The sequence below is a fragment of the Streptomyces sp. B8-7 genome (genome assembly GCF_058833805.1).
The window spans coordinates 207,561-224,535 of record NZ_JBYRRL010000003.1 but is presented as its reverse complement, the minus strand read 5'-3'; the positions used below and the strand labels follow the sequence as shown (position 1 = coordinate 224,535).

At 73.2% G+C, this 16,975-nt stretch carries 16 protein-coding genes; 5 read left to right on the top strand and 11 right to left on the bottom strand.

What is annotated here, in order from left to right:
• The first annotated feature begins 367 nt into the window (after positions 1-367).
• Positions 368-1,915, top strand: a complete 1,548-nt coding sequence (locus AC5K6T_RS16305; RefSeq protein WP_493209712.1) for a sigma-70 family RNA polymerase sigma factor — start codon at positions 368-370, stop codon at positions 1,913-1,915.
• Positions 1,916-2,059: 144 nt separating this feature from the next.
• On the opposite strand, the gene AC5K6T_RS16300 is transcribed toward AC5K6T_RS16305, so the two are convergent.
• The 4 genes from AC5K6T_RS16300 to AC5K6T_RS16285 all read right to left on the bottom strand — a co-directional run bounded on the left by AC5K6T_RS16300 (position 2,060) and on the right by AC5K6T_RS16285 (position 5,938).
• Positions 2,060-3,691, bottom strand: a complete 1,632-nt coding sequence (locus tag AC5K6T_RS16300) for a hypothetical protein (RefSeq protein WP_493209711.1) — start codon at positions 3,689-3,691, stop codon at positions 2,060-2,062.
• Positions 3,688-4,776, bottom strand: coding sequence for a cyclophane-forming radical SAM/SPASM peptide maturase GrrM/OscB (gene grrM / locus AC5K6T_RS16295; protein ID WP_493209709.1), 1,089 nt, complete (start codon positions 4,774-4,776; stop codon positions 3,688-3,690). The genes AC5K6T_RS16300 and grrM overlap by 4 nt, the downstream gene beginning before the upstream one ends.
• Before the next feature lie 47 nt (positions 4,777-4,823).
• Entirely contained in the window at positions 4,824-5,672 is an 849-nt protein-coding gene (locus AC5K6T_RS16290) for a hypothetical protein (protein ID WP_493209707.1), read from the bottom strand.
• A 68-nt stretch (positions 5,673-5,740) separates the two neighbouring features.
• Positions 5,741-5,938, bottom strand: a complete 198-nt coding sequence (locus tag AC5K6T_RS16285) for a hypothetical protein (RefSeq protein WP_493209705.1) — start codon at positions 5,936-5,938, stop codon at positions 5,741-5,743.
• 161 nt (positions 5,939-6,099) lie between these two features.
• Between AC5K6T_RS16285 and AC5K6T_RS16280 the strand changes: the two genes are divergently transcribed.
• Both AC5K6T_RS16280 and AC5K6T_RS16275 read left to right on the top strand, forming a co-directional pair.
• On the top strand, positions 6,100-7,527 hold the full coding sequence (locus AC5K6T_RS16280; RefSeq protein WP_493209703.1) for an AfsR/SARP family transcriptional regulator: 1,428 nt from the start codon (positions 6,100-6,102) through the stop codon (positions 7,525-7,527).
• Between the two features lie 482 nt (positions 7,528-8,009).
• The gene (locus tag AC5K6T_RS16275) at positions 8,010-8,672 is read left to right on the top strand and encodes a VHL beta domain-containing protein (protein WP_493209701.1); all 663 of its coding nucleotides are present in this window, start codon (positions 8,010-8,012) and stop codon (positions 8,670-8,672) included.
• A 266-nt stretch (positions 8,673-8,938) separates the two neighbouring features.
• Here the strand turns inward: AC5K6T_RS16275 and AC5K6T_RS16270 are convergent, their stop codons facing one another.
• The 7 genes from AC5K6T_RS16270 to AC5K6T_RS16240 form a co-directional block, all read right to left on the bottom strand.
• Entirely contained in the window at positions 8,939-9,919 is a 981-nt protein-coding gene (locus tag AC5K6T_RS16270) for an AraC family transcriptional regulator (protein ID WP_493209700.1), read from the bottom strand.
• Positions 9,920-9,923: 4 nt separating this feature from the next.
• The gene (locus tag AC5K6T_RS16265; RefSeq protein WP_493209698.1) at positions 9,924-11,009 is read right to left on the bottom strand and encodes an NAD-dependent epimerase/dehydratase family protein; all 1,086 of its coding nucleotides are present in this window, start codon (positions 11,007-11,009) and stop codon (positions 9,924-9,926) included.
• Between the two features lie 313 nt (positions 11,010-11,322).
• Entirely contained in the window at positions 11,323-11,631 is a 309-nt protein-coding gene (locus tag AC5K6T_RS16260) for a hypothetical protein (RefSeq protein ID WP_493209696.1), read from the bottom strand.
• Between the two features lie 233 nt (positions 11,632-11,864).
• Entirely contained in the window at positions 11,865-12,074 is a 210-nt protein-coding gene (locus AC5K6T_RS16255) for a hypothetical protein (protein ID WP_493209694.1), read from the bottom strand.
• A 2-nt stretch (positions 12,075-12,076) separates the two neighbouring features.
• Positions 12,077-12,469 (bottom strand): carboxymuconolactone decarboxylase family protein, encoded by a 393-nt coding sequence (locus tag AC5K6T_RS16250; protein WP_493209692.1) that lies wholly within the window; start codon positions 12,467-12,469, stop codon positions 12,077-12,079.
• Positions 12,470-12,887: 418 nt separating this feature from the next.
• On the bottom strand, positions 12,888-14,093 hold the full coding sequence (locus tag AC5K6T_RS16245; protein WP_493209690.1) for a globin domain-containing protein: 1,206 nt from the start codon (positions 14,091-14,093) through the stop codon (positions 12,888-12,890).
• A gap of 82 nt (positions 14,094-14,175) precedes the next feature.
• The gene (locus AC5K6T_RS16240) at positions 14,176-14,619 is read right to left on the bottom strand and encodes an RrF2 family transcriptional regulator (RefSeq protein WP_493209688.1); all 444 of its coding nucleotides are present in this window, start codon (positions 14,617-14,619) and stop codon (positions 14,176-14,178) included.
• Positions 14,620-14,891: 272 nt separating this feature from the next.
• Between AC5K6T_RS16240 and AC5K6T_RS16235 the strand changes: the two genes are divergently transcribed.
• Positions 14,892-15,587, top strand: coding sequence for a YoaK family protein (locus AC5K6T_RS16235; RefSeq protein WP_493209686.1), 696 nt, complete (start codon positions 14,892-14,894; stop codon positions 15,585-15,587).
• A 232-nt stretch (positions 15,588-15,819) separates the two neighbouring features.
• Positions 15,820-16,869, top strand: a complete 1,050-nt coding sequence (locus AC5K6T_RS16230) for a M4 family metallopeptidase (protein WP_493209684.1) — start codon at positions 15,820-15,822, stop codon at positions 16,867-16,869.
• The last annotated feature ends 106 nt before the right edge of the window (positions 16,870-16,975 follow it).

Genomic DNA, 16,975 nt, shown 5'->3' with positions numbered 1-16,975 from the left:
CGCCGTGCCGCGCATAACGATTCCTGCGGCAGAGGATCCGGGCAGCCGGTGCGGGTGCCGTCGCACGGCACAAGAGCCGCGAGGGGCCGGGGGATTGCGGAGCCGTGTGCCCACTGCGCAGCGCCGCGGGACCGGTCGGCGCACCGGACGGGGCCGGCGCAAGCCGTCCGCCGCAGCCGGACATGCGGCGTCTCCCGGAGCCCTCCCCCGAGCAGGCCGCACGGTCCGGAGGGCACGACCGGGTCCGGAACAGACGTGCGGTACGGTCCCTGCCTCACGCCGCGGAACGCCGGAACGGGCACTCACGCCCGCGAAGGCGGCGCGTCCCGGCCGACGGCATGAGGGCGGGCAGAGAGGCGAGGAGACGATGCACGGGGACAACTTGCCCGGGGCCGAGGTGGTGACGGCGGCGCGCGCCGGGGACCGGCGCGCGCGGGAACAGGTCGTGGCGGAGTACCTGCCGCTCGTCTACAACGTCGTGGGGCGCGCCCTGGACGGCCACGCGGACGTGGACGACGTCGTGCAGGAGACGATGTTCCGGGTGCTCGACGGCCTCGGCGGACTGCGGGAGCCGTCACAGCTGCGCTCCTGGGTGGTCGCCATCGCCATGAACCAGATACGGCACCGCTGGCACCGGCAGCGCGGGGCGCCGACCGCCCTCGAACGCGTCCCCGAGCGGGAGGATCTGGCCGGTGACTTCGTGGACGTGACCATCCTCCGGCTCGGTCTGTCCGGGCAGCGCCGTGAAGTCGCCGAGGCGACCCGCTGGCTCGACGCGAGCCACCGCGACGTGCTGGCCCTCTGGTGGCAGGAGGCCGCTGGTGTGCTGTCCAGGGCCGAACTGGCCGCGGCCCTGGAGATGACGGAGCAGCATGCCGCCGTGCGCGTCCAGCGGATGAAGGAGCAACTGGAGGTCAGCCGGGTCATCACACGGGCCCTTGCGGCCGATCCCCGCTGCGACGGACTGGGTGCGACCATCGCGGCCTGGGACGGAGTCCCGTCGTCGGTGTGGCGCAAGAGGATCGCCCGGCACATCCGGACATGTCACCGCTGCTCGGGCCACCGGCAGGACCTCGTCCCGGCGCAGGGGCTGCTCGCGGGCATGGTGATGGTCGTCCCCCTGCACGGCTACCCGACCGTTCCGCCCTCGTGGTTCGGCCCGCACGCAGGAGCCGGTCAGGCAGGCCCGGACGGCCACGGCGGTGCCGTGTCCGGCGCTCGCGACCCCGGCACCGCGACCGGGGCGGACGGCCGAGCCGGTGCGGGGCAGCCGGCGGACGCTTCGGCCGGTTCGAGCGGAGGCGGGTGGCCCGTCGCCGGGGCGGCGGGTGCCGGAGCGGCGGCCGGAGTGCTGCTGCTCGCCCTGGTGTGGCCCAGCCCCGAGCCGGCGCCCGACCGCAGCACGGCCCCTCCCGTCTCCTCGTCCGCGGCCGTGTCGCCCTCGCGAACCGTGCCTTCGCCTCCGTCCCCGCCCGCACCCAGCCCGACGCGGCCCGCGGAACCCGGCCCGACCAGGTCCGCCACTGCGGCGGTGAGCACGGAACAGCGGCTCACCGAACTCGTGAACGTCCAGCGGGCGCGCGTCGGCTGCGCTCCGCTGAGGATCGATCCGAGACTGAGCGAAGCGGCCCGGAGGCATGCGGAGGACATGGTGGCGCACGGCTACTTCGACCACGAGAACCTGGCCGGCGAGCAGGCTGACAGCCGGATCAGCGCCGCGGGGTACGACTGGAGCCGATGGGGCGAGAACCTCGACAGGGGCACCTCCGACCCGGCCGTTGTCGTGGCCGACTGGATGGACGGCGCGATCCACCAGGACAACATGCTCGACTGCCGGTACCAGGACATGGGGGTGGGCGTGGCCAAGGGCCCCGACGGAACCGTGTGGGTCCAGACGGTCGCAAGGCCCGCCTGACCGGTCCGGACCCGTTCCTTCGGCAAGAAGGGCGTCTCACGCCACGCGACGACGTGGTGCAGCCGCTCGTCGGTCTCGTCGGCCTTCTTCGCCCCGAGACACTGGCGAAGACACACGACGCGCAGCCGTCGGGGGCGGGCTTCTTCAGGAGCCCGCAGGACCGTCGCGGAGGGACCCGGCCGCTGCGGGCCCCGTGCCCGTAGGGCGGTTGCCCGCCGTCCGGGCCCACTCGGCGAGGGCACCCAGGGCGAAGCAGAGGTGAGGGCGCGCCGCCCCGCCGGTCTGCGCCCGCGCGAGCTCGCCCACCAGGGCGGGATCCAGCAGCGGGGCCAGTGCCGAGGCGTCGGCGGCGGCCAGGCCGTCCAGCAGTCCGCCCGGGGTGCTCAGCGGCGCCTGGTCGGCATAGAACGGCGTGTCCGGCGGAGCGGGCCCGCGCGACCAGTAGCGCAGTGGAGGGCGGCGCGAGGTCACGGGGCCGTAGCGCTCCTCCGGATAGCGCAGCAGTGCCGGGCACAGCAGACCGATGGCCCAGCGGTGCCAGCGGTCGCCCAGCTTCCAGCTGCGCGGCAGGGCTTGTACGGCGTCGCTCCAGCCGGGGGCGAGCAGGGGCGCCCGCCAGTGAGTGAAGGTGCCGATGGCCGCCAGGTTGGTGGCGATCTTGCGGTGCCCGTACTGGGTACGGAAGAACGCCTCCGACGCCCCCAGCAGGGAACCGCGCAGGGGCTCGGACGGCAGTGCCGCCCGGATCCGCTCCGTCATCAGCTCCGGCCGCAGAGCCTCCCGGAGCTCGTCCGCGATCCGGTGCCGTTCGCCCGGCAGGAACGGGTCCCCTCCCGCACGTTCCAGCAGGTGAGCGGGGGCCTCCGCAGCCGGTCGCGCGGCCTGGGGCCACGCGTGCCTGCCCACCGCGGACAGGTGGTAGGCCCTGGCCAGCTCGCCGTGGTACCCGAAGAGCACCGGCTCGGCGCGGATCGCTTCGGCGACGTGTGCCATCCCCGCCCAGTTGCTGACCGGCAGCAGTCCGTCCGTCGGCCTCGTGACGCGGTCGGCGCCGGCCACGAGAGCGGGCCCGGACACGGTGTGCACCTCGTGGGGCAGGCCGAAGTCCCGGGCGATCGCCAGGGCGACGGTACGGTCGAACGATCCCACGACGCCGGATATCAGCAGACGCGGCTCGATCCCTTCGGCCAGCAGAGCGGCGAGCAGCAGCCGGGCGTCGAGACCGCCGGACATCGACAGCGCGCACGACGTCCGCGTCGCGTCCCGTACCGCACCACGCAGTGCGGCGAGGGCGGTACGCGCGGCCGTCCGCGCCGGCTCGGGCTCACGGGGCGGCGGCGGCACGGCCGACAGGACGGGGCGTGGCCGGGCCAGGGTCAGTACGGCTCCCGCCGGAACCCGGCGGACGTCCCGGTCGAGCGTGGCGTCACCCAGCGGATGGCCGTGCACCAGGTGGTCGGCCAGGGCCGCGGCGTTCCAGCGCAGCGCGCGGCCCGCGCGGCCGAGCACGTCCGTGACGCTCGCCCCGTGGACCCGGCTCGTCGCGGTGTCGTAGTAGTGGGCCACGGCCCCCGACCGGGAGGTCACGATCACGTCCCGGTCGGGGAACACGGCGGTGGCGGTGAAGTGCCCCGGCAGGTCGACGAGGCCCAGGAGGGCGGCGGCGCAGGAGGCGTCGGCCGGTCCGTCCGTGAACGCGTGGCGGACGGCGGCCTCGGTGGCCGGCGGGCAGTCGCCGCGGACGGTGACGCGCGCCCGGGACGGCGGGGCGCTCACCGGCCCGCCGCTTCGAGGCCGTCCAGCACGACGTCGGCGACGGCCATCACGCCGAGCCGGCAGAACGCCGTGCGGGTGGCGGCCATGTCCGCCTGCTCGGCCCACTTGTTCGCCGGAGCGCCCCCGCCGCACACCGCGTAGTAGCCACAACTGCGTTCACAGGCGGCCCGGCCCCGCTCGACGTCCGACGCCAGCAGCCGGAAGGTCTCCGGCCAGCGGTCGAAGCGGAACCCCGGGTCGGTCACCCGGCCCGCGACGAAGTCCCCGTACCGTGCGCTCCTCCAGCCGAACAGCTCCGGGGAGAACGACGACACGCGGCCGTCGGCTCCCACGGTGACGATGGACAGCGGCTCGTTCTGCGTGTTCCGCACGGGCAGGGCGTGGTGCAGGATGTGCCGTCGCATGGCCGTGAGTTCGCGCACCTCGATCCCCGTGTGCTCCGACCACCGGGCGACGCGGTGCAGGAAGCCGCGGTACTCCCGCGCGAAGCCGTCGACGCGGTGCAGGGCGGATTCATGGCCCCCTTCGGTCTCCTCGGGATTGAGTCCCAGTGAGCGGGGCGCAAGTTCCGCCATGAAGTCCAGGTAGTCGCCGGGACGGGCGAGCGTGGCCGGAGTGATGACGGAGATGACGTCGTAGCGAAGCCCCACCGCCGCCAGATGGGACACACCCCTGAGGGCGCGGGTCAGGGTGCCCGTTCCGCCGCGGGTGCGCCGGTGCGCGTCGTGTACCGGCGCGGGGCCGTCGAGGCTGACCCCCACGCGCACCTCCTCGCGCCGCAGGAAGTCCGCCCATGCGCCGTCGAGCAGGGTGGCGTTGGTCTGGAGCGAGAACGACAGCCGGGTGCGGCCCCGCAGCGCTTCCCGCAGCAGTGTGTGGGCCTCCGCGTAGAACGACCTGGGTACCGTGAGCGGCTCGCCCGCGTGCCAGCGGACCTCCACCCTGGGTGCGAGCAGTCCGCTGTCGGCGAGCGCGCGGGCCGTGGCGCGCACCGTCTCCAGCGGCATCACGGTTCTCGTGAGCCGGTCGGGCAGGTAGCAGTACGCGCAGTCGATGTTGCAGAAGCCGGTGGACTGCAGCACCACCTGCCGGATCGGGCCCGGGCCGGATGAGGCCGGCTGCCGCGGGGAGGTCACGGAGCCTCCCCCACCAGCGCTGCGGGGACCAGCCGGTTCGCCGTCAGGAACGACACGTCCGGCAGTCCCACGGAGTTGGTGGCGCCGTCGTGCAGCACGTCCTGGGTGTTGACGAGGTAGGCCTGGCCGGGCCTGAGCCGCACCCGCAGCACCGGGTGGGCGGGGAACGCCGTGAAGAAGGCGTTCTTGAGGGCGTGGCCGGTGTCCGGAACCGTACGGCCGGCCGCGGCGAGCATCCGCATCAGCTCCGTCGCGCGGAGGTTGACGAAATGGACGTAGCGGTCGGTGAAGCCCAGGTTGGTCACCGTGAGAAGCAGGGAGCGGTGCCGCTCGGTGAGCGGGAAGTCCTCGTGGTTGTCCAGGTGCAGCCCCATGAAGGTGCGCCGCTCGTAGTTGTACGCGGTCGAGACCAGACCGGCGCGGTGGACCACGCTGTCGCTGGCCCCCTGGCGGGCACTGCGTGCACCGACGTGGTGTCCGACCGCGTCCAGGACCCGTTCGCGGACGCGGCCGAGGACCGCACCGCGGCGCGCCGCTCGCTCGCCGGCGTCCTTGGCGCCGGCGGCCGCGAGCACCGGCAGCAGTTCGTCACGGCAGGTCTCCAGCGATTCGGCGTCCAGAGCGAGCACGGTCAGCATCCGGTTCAGCGGAGTGGCCGGCGCGGGCACGAGCAGCTCCAGCTCGGACGGGTCGAGGCGGCGCCAGTCGTCCCGTGGGACGACGGCCGTCGGGTCCGCCGCGGCCCCGGGGACCCGGGACAGCCGGCGCGTACCCGAACTGATCATGACGTCCGACGGGTGGAAGGCGTTGCAGCGGACGGAGAGGGTGATACCGGTGGTCAGCATGAATGCTCCGGCTCTGAGAGGCCCCGGGGCCGTCACGGTCACGGCCCCGGGGCACGGGCGGTGGGAGGTCAGTCGCCCCAGGAGGAGTACCCGGGGTTGCAGGAGCCGCGGCCGGCGGCCGGGTGGGTGGCCCGCAGGCTCTCGACGCGGTCCGTCACGCTCCTGACCTCGCCGGTGGCCACAGACACCGACAGGGGGACCTCCGCCGTGTCGGCGAGGGCCGCCATCCGGGCGGCCAGCTCGGTGCTGCGTTCGGTCGTGGACATCTTCAACTCTCCTTCTCGGCTTGCCGGTTCGGTCTCCGAGTCAACGAGCCGGGCTGCTTCCGCCGAAAGCACCGGACTGCTTCCGATGCGCTACCGCCGTCTCCCGGCGCATCGTTAGACTGGCGCGGCGCAGAGGTTTGACGGGCGACCGCGGAGGCGACGTGGACGATCTGCGACTGACGCTGTTCGGCAGGGCGCGGGTGCGCCGCGGCGGCGACGTCGTCACCCCGACTCCTCTGGCCGCGGCGGTCCTGGCCCGGCTCGCCGTGGCCGGGGGGCAGCCGGTTCCGGTGGACCAGGTGGCGTGGGACGTCTGGGGGGCGAGGCCTCCGCTGCGACGCGGGGACCGGGTGGCCGTACAGAAGCGGGTCCTGGAGCTGCGACGGCTCTTCTGCCACGGCAGCGCTGACGGCAGCGGGACGATCGTCACCGAACCGGGGAGGGTGACGTCCTACCGGCTGGCCCTGCGGGCCGACCAGCTGGACCTGTGGCGGTTCCAGGAGTTGGTGCGCGAGGCCTGGCGACTGCCACCCGCCACGGCCGTGGCCGACCTGTCGCACGCCCTGGAGATGTGGCGCGGCCGGCCCCTCCAGGACGCGGAGGACTACGCGTTCGCCGCCGGACCGATCGCGCGCCTGCGCACCCTGCACGAGGCGGCGCAGCGCGAACTCGTACGCGCCCATGTCGCGGTCGGGGACAGCGCGGCGGCCCTCGCGGTGGCGGAGCGGCTGGCCGAGTGGCACCCCGGGGACCGTGCGCTGGACCGGACGGTGCAGGAGCTGCGCGGCCGGGTGCGCGCGGCGGGTGCGGTGCTGGCCCGGCACGATTACCCCGGCCTGCGGACTTCGGTGGTGCTGGTCTCCGGTGACCTTCTCGACCAGTCCGACGCCGATCTGGTGATCGGGTTCACCGACACCTTCGATACCGTCACCGACGACCGGGTGATCCACCGCGACAGCCTCCAGGGCCAGTTGCTGCACACCGTCTTCGCCGGGGACCGCCGACGGCTCGACGGCCAGTTGCGGCGGGAGCTGCGGCATGTCCGGCCGGTGGCCGTGGAGGCGAGGTCGAGCAAGCGGCTCGGCAAACTCACCCGCTATCCCCTCGGTACCGTTGTCACCCTGTGGGCGGGCGACCGCCAGGTCCTCGGCGTCGCCTACAGCCGCATGGGGAACGACCTGTCCGCCCGGTCCTCCGCGCCTGAGCTGGCACATGGTCTGGAACGCCTCTGGGAGCACACCGCCCGGCACGGGCGACGCCGTCCCGTGGCCATCGGGCTCGTCGGTGCGGGGCTTGCGCGCGTCGAGGGACTGGGGCCGCGGGAGTCGCTGGTGTCCGTCGTGCGCTCGTTCCTGGCCCGGTCCCGCATCGGCACGGTCTGCCCCGAACTGCGGCTCGTGGTGAAGCCCGAAGCCGTCGCCGGGATCGGGCCGACGGTCGTCGCGAGATTTCTCAGCGAGCAGCGGGACGGTCGTGTCCTCGGCGATCCCCTTGCCGGTCGGGGGGAGGCGTCTGCGCGTCCCGGGACGCGGCAGCGGCTGCGGCGGGCGAAGGCGGCACCGACCGCGCCGGCACCGCCGAAGCGCTGACCGGGGCCTGAGGCAGGTGAGCTGGTGCGCCGCGGACCCGGCCGGTCATCGTCCGTTGCGGCGCAGGGTGCACGACGACGTCAACTCCACCAACGGAGAATCGGCCGGTCCGAAACGGCCGAGAACACGGGGAAAACGCGTGTACCCCACCCGGAAGCGGCGCGTCCGGCAAGCGCGGGGAGTTTCTGTTCGTGCGTAACTGGCGGCAGATCACATACGGCTTCACCCGTCGACGTAACCGTGCCCACCGGAACTCTTGACCGGGGTGAGCGGTGTGCCTCATGTTGGCTGATCTTGCAGGTTTCGCGAGGGCTGGAGCGATGGGGTACATGACATGCGTGCGGTGCGGAGGGCTCGGGTCGCCGGGGGACGGCGGTCCGGAGGACTGTCACCGTCACTTCTGCCGCGGCTGCGGTTCCGGTGTTTCGGCGCCGCAACCCGGAGGGCCGTTGCCGGGTCGCTGGGCCACCCTGCCGAGTGCGGTGCGCGCTGTCGCTTCCTCCCTGGCGTTCGTGGTGTTCGCGGTGAGTGTGATGCTGCTGGTGATCGGCCTCTCGTCGAGGGGTGACGGCGGTCCTGTCGCGGCCCCGCACGGCACGGGGCAGCCCGTTCCCCCGCCCGTCACTCCCACGTTCGACTTCGAGGAGGACGACCCGGCCGGGCCGCCGCGACAGCCGTCGCCCACCGCCTCGCGGGTCGCGCCGCCTCCGGGAGACGCGCAGCTGGTCTCAAACGTGCCCTCCGGGCGGCAGGCGTCCAGCACCCGCTCCTCTCCCGCCCCGAGCAGGAGCACCGGTGAGACGGCCGCGCGCACCACCGCACCGGCCACCCAGCCGGGCGAGGTCCAGGAGAGCGCTGGGTGGCCCGAGTTGACGGCTGTGCCGCCCTCCCGGGTGAAGAGCCTGCGCTCGGTGGACGACGCGGACAGCACCTTCGTCGAGTTCGTCAACGGCTCGGACGTCCGCCTGCACGTGTACTGGATCGACTACGAGAGGGAGTGGGTCTTCTACGCGACACTCGAACCGGGCGCGTCCTACGTCCAGCAGACGTTCGTCACGCACCCCTGGGTCTGCGCGACGGATTCGGGTGAGGTCCGGGAGGCCTTCCTGCCGTCGGCCTCGCCGGCCCGGGCCGTGCTCGGCTGACGGAAGCGCGGCGTCGGGCCCGGCGATCCGCTCCCTCCTCCCGGAGCGGATCGCCGGAGTTCTGGCCGAAGACGCTGCTCCTGGCGGGGCGGAGTCGCGGGCCTCGTACCCGACGAACCGGACAGCCTCCGGCCGGTGGAGATCATCCGCGGCGCGGAGCGGGCACTGCACGCCGCCGGGGGCGGCAGGGGCTGTCCGCCGGGCACAGCCGCACCACCCCGGAAGCCGATCACCGGTGACCGTGAAGCTCCGCGGGCCGCGGCCGCTCACGCCGAGCGTAGGGCGCGCGGAGTCTCGCCCGTCCACTGGCGCAGGGCGCGGTGGAAGGAGGTCAGTTCCCCGTACCCGATCAGGAACGCGATCTCGGTGGAGGACAGGTCGGGGCGCCGCAGGTAGGCGCGCGCCATCCGTTCCCTGGTCCGCGCCAGGACCTCCTGGAACGACGTGTCCTCCGCTTCGAGGCGGCGCTGCAGGGTGCGCGGGCTGGTGGCCAGCTCGACCGCCACGTCGGCGAGGGTGCGCCGTCCGGCGGGCAGACCGGTGAGGAGTGCGGCGTGCGTGCGTTGCGCCCAGGTCGCCGACCGCTCCAGGTCCGACAGGCGCCTGCGCAGCTCCGGTTCGACGGCCTCCCACATCCCGGCGTGCACCCCGGCCGCGAACGGCCTGCGCATGTCGTACGGGGAGAACACGACTTCGGCGCGTCGGCCGCGGGTGAAGACGACACCGTCCAGGAACTCGGCCACCGCTCTCTGGTCGGCGGGCGGGTCGGGCACCGTGATGCGTACGGGGCCCACCCGGGCGCCGGTCGCCAGCCGGGCGAACGACACCCAGAAGAGCAGCTCGAACCGCTCCAGCACGGCGGGCGGCGGGAACGGATCGCGTGGACGCACCGCTATCCTCAGTCCCGCGCCGGTGCGCACGTCCAGGGTCACGGGGTAGATCAGCCGCTTGTAGACGGCGATGCGTGCGGCGGCCTCCGCCAGGTCGCGGCTGGACAGTCCGGCGAAGAGCGGTGTGTCGAACTGTTCGGCCGACACCGCGGAGGCGGCGGCGACGGCCAGATCGGGTCCGGGATACAGAGCGCCCGCCGCCTCCCACAGCGCGAAGAAGCCCTCGGCGTCCATCCGGGCCCGCGGACGGTCCAGCAGCTCGGTGGGCAGGCCCGCGCGCCGCAGCACGAGGGCCGGGTCCAGACCGAGCCTGCGCAGGACACGCCCCCACTCGGGTGCGAGAGAGTAGGCGGACACGGGGCTAGGCGCGGGCGACGACCATGCCGCGCTCGACGAGCTGCTCGAACATGTCCTCCATCGACTCCCGCAGCGGCCGGTAGTGCATGCCGAGTGCACGGCGGCTCTTGCCGTTGTCCGCGTGCCATGCGACGCCGACGTTGCGGCGGACGAAGGTGCGCGACAGGCCGGCACTGGGCGCCACCAGCCACACCAGCGGCTTGGGCAGGGCGCGGCGGGGCAGGGGGAAGCGGTCCCCGAAGCGGGGGAGGAGCGAGTGCGCCATTTCGACCAGGTCGGTGTCGTGGCCGGAGACGATGTGGCGGCCCTGGGCGTCGGGCAGGTACGCGGCGGCGATGTGCGCGCGGGCCAGGTCGCGGACGTCGACCACCCCGAGCCCGGCCCGGGGGGCGCCCCGGCGCATGGTGCCGTCGCCCAGCTGCCGGACGATCGAGAAGCTCTCGGAGGTGGGCCGGGCGTTGACCGCGGGCCCGACGACCAGGGACGGGTTGACCACGACCAGGCGCCAACGGTCCTGTGCTCCGGCGATGTCCCAGGCGGCGCGCTCGGCCAGCAGCTTGGAGTAGCTGTAGGGCTGGTAGTCCACCGAGGCGGTGGTGTTCCACACGTCCTCGGTCAGCCGCCCCCCGGGAGCCGCGGCGCAGTCGGTGGCGTCGGTGTAGATCGCGGCGCAGGAGGAGGTGAGGACGACCCGTCGTACGGAGGGGGTGGCGTTCGCGGTCTCCAGGACGGTGCGGGTGCCCTGGACCGCGGGGTCGATCAGCTCCCGCCGGGGGTCCTTCACCTGGGTCGTGAACGGCGACGCGGTGTGGAACACGATGCCGCACCCGGCCATCGCCTCCGCGTACGAGCCCGCGGAGAGCAGGTCGGCGGCGAAGAAGCGGATGCCGCCCGGGGACTTCTCCGCGAAGTCGACGAGGTGCTGGATCTTCGCGCTGTCACCGGGGTCGCGCACCGCGGCGTGCACGGTCACCCCCGCGTCCAGGAGCCCCTTGACCAGCCACCCGGCGACGTAGCCCGTCGCGCCGGTGACCAGGACGGGAGCGGAGGTGTCCACGGGGATGCCGGTGAGGTCCGGTTCTTCATGCATGCCGCGACCCTACGGCGCCCCGCCCGGTATCTCTTGTCGGATCACGCCAACCGGGCGAGGCGCGACGGACCGCCGCGCTCCCCGACCGGCAGGACGGCGGGTCGTCGACGCCTGCGCCCGGGCACACGCCCGGGGCGGTACCCCGGCGCGCCGCGCGACCTGTCGGCCTCGTCGTCGACGCGTGCCTCCCGCTGCGTCCCGGTGAGCACGCCGTTCCCGACGACGGCGACACCGTGCGGCGTGATCCGCGCCGCCGCGTCCGCCGCGTCCGGTGAACTCGCAGGTCGCAGGCAGGAGCCCGGGGGGGAGTTGCTCAGTGGGCCACGGGGGCCGGGGACGGGCTCAGGCCCAGAGGGCGGTCGGCGAAGGCGTGCTCGGCGTCGACCTCGTAGCAGGTGTTGACGCTGGAGTCACCGAGGGTCGTGTCGACGAAGCGCTGGACGTCCTCGACGGACCCGGACTCCCACAGGCACGTCACGGCGGACCCTCCGGTGTGCGGGTAGAACTGCAGAACCCGGGTGCCGTCGGGTGCTCCGACACCGTTGATCAGGTCCTGGCCCCGCGCGAGGGCGGTCTCCGGGTTCACGATCTTGTGCTGGGCGACGACATACATGACGGTCACCTCCGGTGGAAACGGACCGTGTCGTCCTGTTGCGACCCTTCGACACCAGGCGGACGGGGACGGCAGCCGCATCGCGCACCTGCACCAGCCGGGACCGACCGGAGTGGTCGTTCCTGACCAGCGGCCGCCGGAGGGGCTCCTCGTCGTACCCGGCCCGTGCCTGCCGCGAGGCCGCGAAGGACCCCACCGCGCGGGGACGCGTGCGGGATTCCCTCCCGGGCCCGTCCGTGGCGTCAGGCCCCGTCTGCGGCCGACGTGCCGTGCAGGTGGCGTGTCTGGGCGTCGTAGTCGCCAAGGACATGTCTGAGCTGCTCCAGGGACTCCTCCGGGATGTCGTGGGAAGGGGACTCGGCCACGAGGCGGGCAGCGGCCACCAGCGCTGCGAACTCGAAGGTGTGAGCCGTCACGCGCAGGACGCCGGGCCGCGCCCACTCCAGGTGCACGGTCAGCCCTTCGACGCGAGGTAGTCCTTGATCTGTCCGAGTTCCTTCTCGAAGTCGTCGTAGTCCTCGCGGATGCCGTTGAGGTACGCGCTCCAGCCGAGGCTGTTCTTCGCGTAGTGGACGGCCTCCTGGATCTCCTCGTCGGTGGCCCCGAAGAGTTTCGCGGCCTCGGTGTGGAAGAGCGTGCAGTACCGGCACTTCGTCTCGGAGTGCAGAGCGATCCCGATCAGTTCCTTGTACTTGTTCGGGATCAGCGTCTCGCCGAGCTCGAGCTTCTTGAAGACTTCCCACTCGAGATCCAGCAGATCATCGGGGATGCGGGAGAAGAAGTGGGGTACGAGCCCCAGGGTTTCCTTGATCTCCGCCTCGACTTCGCTTCGCGTGCGCCCCGCCATGGCGATCACTCCTCTCGGCCTCGCCCATCAGGCCCCCGCTTCTACGCTAGAACCCGTCGCGGGCCGCTGCGACTCCTGCCCCGTGCCGCCGAGCCGGTGGCCCCCTGGACGGCCGGTCCGCCACGGAGCCTGTCCCCGGCCGGCCCGGTGGGCCGGGCCCCGTCCCCGCAGCGGGCGGTCGCGGTCACGGCGCCCCGGCCGGGGTACGGCCGGCTCCGCGGCCCGGCCGGCCCCGGTGGCATCGGGGCCGGCAGCGCCCCGCCCGGGTCGCGCGCCGCCGGCCGGGGTACGGCGGGAGCGCATGGGGCTTCTCAGGGCCGCCGGGCCTTGTTCGTGCGGTCCGGCGGCAGCGGGGAGTCGCGTCGGTCCTTCTCCGGGGGCGCGGGTGCAGCGTCTGCTCGCGCCCCGGGGCCCGGTCTCAGGCCGCTTCGCCCAGCCACAGGTCGGGCCCGAAGACCTCGTAGTGGATGTCGGCGGCGGGTACGCCCCGGCGCAGCAGGTCGCCGCGTACGGCGCGCATGAAGGGCAGCGGCCCGCAGAGGTAGGCGACCACGCCGTCCGGGAGCGGCACGTCGTCCAGGCCGGCCTGTCCGAGCCGGGCCCCGGCGGGCAGTTCGCCCGTGCCCCTGTCTTCGTAGAACAGGTGCAGTGAGGCATCCGGCAGTGCGCCGACGAGCGCGTGCTGCTGGGCGCGGTGGGCGTGGTCGGCGGGTGTGCGGTCGGCGTGCAGAACGGTGACCGGGCGGGTGGAGCCGGTGGCGGCCAGGTGGTCGAGCATGGAGAGCATGGGCGTCGTGCCGATCCCTGCGGAGGCCAGCAGCAGCGGGGTGTCGCCCGCCGGCAGGACGAGGTCGCCGAAAGGCGCCGAGACGCTGAGCTCCTGGCCGGGCCGGGCATGAGCGTGCAGCCAGGCCGAGACCTCGCCGTCCGGGCCGGCGCCACCGCGCACGCGCTTGACGGTGATGCGCCAGTGCGCGGCACCGGGAGCGGCGGAGAGACTGTACTGGCGGATCTGCTGTGCGCCGTCCGGGAGGCCGACCCGTACGCTCACGTACTGGCCGGGCCGGAAGCCGCCGGCGGGGGTGCCGTCGGGGCGGCGCAGGACCAGCGAGACGGTGTCGGGTGTCTCCTCGTGCCGCTCCGCGACCACCATCGGCCGCCAGGTCGCGCCTTCGGGTACGCCCGCGTCCCGGTACAGGCGCGCCTCGATGGCGATCAGGGCGTTCGCCATCAGCCAGTAGACCTCGTCCCACGCGGCGGCCACCTCGGGGGTGACGGCGTCGCCGAGCACCTCGACGATCGCCGCGAAGAGGTGCTCGTGCACGGTCTTGTACTGCTCGGAGGTGACGCCGAGGGCGGCGTGCTTGTGCGCGATGCGGGACAGCATCGCGTCCGGCCGGGTGTCCGGGTGCTCCAGCAGCGCGGTCGCGAACGCCGCGATGGACCCCGCCAGGGCCTGCCGCTGCTCACCGTTGGCCTGGTTGCCGCGGTTGAACAGGTCGCGCAGCAGTTCGGGGTGAGCGGTGAAGAGCCGCGAGTAGAAGCGGCCGGTGATCTCTCCGATGGCCGAGCCGACGAGGGGGAGGGTCGCGCGGACGACCGGTGCGGACTGTTCGGACAGCATGAGGACTCCCTTAATTGGTATGTGATCTGCGTATTTTTGAGCGAGTCGGCCCCGCGCGGTGCGGCGTACTGGAACGGAACGCTCAGTCCCGGCGGCGTCCCGTCAGGCCGACGAGGACCGGGCCGGTCGGCGGACCCGTGAGGTCGTCGACCGTCAGCGGGTCAAGGGTGGCGTAGAACGCCTGCTGGGCCGCGCGCAGGGCCCCGCGCAGCCGGCAGGCGCCGCGCAGCGGGCAGGGCGGATCGCCCTCGCACGCCACGACATCCCCCTCACCCTCCAACTCCCGTACCAGCCAGCCGATCGAGGCCCGCCGCCCGAACGGGGTGAGCTCCAGCCCTCCGCCCCGTCCGCGGCGCGCCTCGACCACTTGCAGTTGCCGCAGTCGGCTGACCGCCTTCGCCATGTGGGCGTAGGGCACGTCGACCGCCTCGGCCACGTCCCGGGTGGTGGGGGACTCGCCCTCCTCGCAGACCGCCAGCCGCATCACGGCGCGCAGCGCCAGGTCGGTGAACTTCGTCAGCCGCATGTCTGTGACGCTACCAAATACGCATCTGGGATTCTCATTTGAACGGGAGGGAACGGAGGTGGAGAACCTCACAGCCCCGGTCGGCGACAGGGGACCGAACGGCCCTGGACGGGAGGAGGGGGGGAAGGCCTCGGAACCAGCCGTCCGTCGATCCGCGAGGCCCCTTCGCGCACCGGCCTCGCGCCCTATATCGTCCGTGTGCTGGTCTTTTCGCATCAAACGGGCGTGAACGATCGGCTCTCGTTGTCCAGCCGCCGCCCTGGAAAGCCCGGATGAGTCAAGACGTCACGGTCCCTGTCACGCTCAGCTCCCTGATCATCGTGGCCAACGGCTATGTGGACGCCTATCTGTACATGGCGCACGGTGGTGTCTTCGCGGGAGCGCAGACGGGGAATCTGGTCCTGTTCGGTGTCGACGTGGCGCAGCCCGGAGCCCACGGATCCCTGGCGCATCTGTGGCCCATGATGGCGTTCGTCGCAGGCGTCGTCGCAGCGGAGTTGCTCCGTGCCTCCGCGGCGGCGGGCCGCCGGATCGCCCCCTGGCCGCTGTTGTACGCCCTCGCCCTCGAGACCGCGGTGCTGACCGTGATCGGGCTCACGCCCGGGGACATCCCGCAGGTCGCCGTCACCACGTCCGTCGGATTCGTCGTCGCGCTGCAGGTCGTCTTCTTCCAGGCGGTCAGGCCGGCCGCCTTCCTCACGGTCGCCATGACCGGGAACCTGACCAGAGTCACCGGCGCGGTGCTGACCGCACGCCGCACCCGGAGCCGGTCCGACCTGCGTCTCGCGGTCCTGTACGCGTCGGTCATCCTGTTCTTCGGTGTGGGTGCCGCGACCGGCGCGCTGGTCACCGCCGCCATGGGAACGCGGTCGTCGCTCGTGGCGGCGGGGCTCTTCGCCGTGTCCTGGGCATCGCTCCTCGTGATCGTCCCCGGCAGAACCGGATCCCCGCGCGGTAAGGGAACCTGACGGAACGGGATCCCCGGGCGGCGCGGGCATCCGACGGAGCGGCCGGGGTCCGCGAACGCGCCCCCCGAGCGGGCAGGCTGCCCCGTCGTGTGAGGACACCCGCGCCGAGCGCCAGGCCGACGGCCCCGAATCTGTTGCTTGCCATGAACCTGGTCAAAGGCCGGGGCGGTGCGCGAAGATCGCGCCCGCACCACTTCTCCGCCACCACACCATCCGCTAGGGGAGGATGCACATGGCTCGCCGCACATCCCGCGGTCTGCTCGCCGGGGCCACCGCCGCCACCATGGCTCTGATCGCCACGGCCGGCTCGGCCTCCGCCACGGGGGCCGCCCCCGTCGTACCCGGCCCGCAGGCCCGGGTGTTCATGGTCAACCCCGTCCAGTCCTCGGGCGACCAGACCCTCACCGACGACAAGGACGCCGCGGCCGCGGTCCCCGCCACCGCCTACGCGACCGTCGTGCTGCGCAATCTGGACGGCAGCGGCGGGCTCTCCGGCCGGTGGGCCTCGGTCCGCTCCAGCACCGGTGCCTCCGCGCGGCTCGCCGACGCCGCCTCGTACGACCGGCACGACGACCAGTTCGAGCAGGTCATGGCGTACTTCTGGATCAACGAGGCGCAGGAGTACCTGCAAGGCCTCGGCTTCGGCGACGAACTGCCCGGAGCGAACGACAGGGTGCAGCCGGTCCGCATCAACCAGTGGGGCGCCGACAACTCCTTCTTCACCGACAAGAAGGGAGAGATCCGCTTCGGCAAGGGCGGCGTGGACGATGCCGAGGACGCCGAGGTCGTCGTGCACGAGTACGGCCATGCCGTGCACCAGGCCCAGGTGCCCGGCTTCGGCAGCTCTCCGGAGGCCGGTTCCATCGGCGAGGCGTTCGGCGACTACCTGGCCGTCGCCGTCGGCGAGCACGCCGCCGCACGGTACGGCTGGCCGCTGAAGGCCGACGTCGCCTGCGTCGCCGACTGGGACTCCGTCACCTACAGCGACGCCCCGCACTGTCTGCGCCGGATCGACTCCGGCAAGACGTACGCGGACCGGGTCGGCGAGGTCCACGCGGACGGTGAGATCTGGTCCCGCGCGCTGTACGACATCCGTACCGCCCTCGGTCCGCGCATCGCCGACCGGATCATCGTCGACGCGCAGTTCGGCTTCGCCCCCGACACCAGCTTCGCGGCCGCCGCGAACACGACGGTCGCGACGGCGGAGACGATGTACGGCAGGAGCGCCGCGGACGCGGTCCGCGCCGCGTTCCAGGCCCGGGAGCTCCCCGGCCTCGTCTGACACAGGGGCCTGGTGGCGGTCGGCCCGCCGCCTCCGGGCCGCCGCCGGACGGCGGTCACCGACCGGGGGGCGCGACCTTCGTCGCACGCCGTCCGCTCCGCCCGAT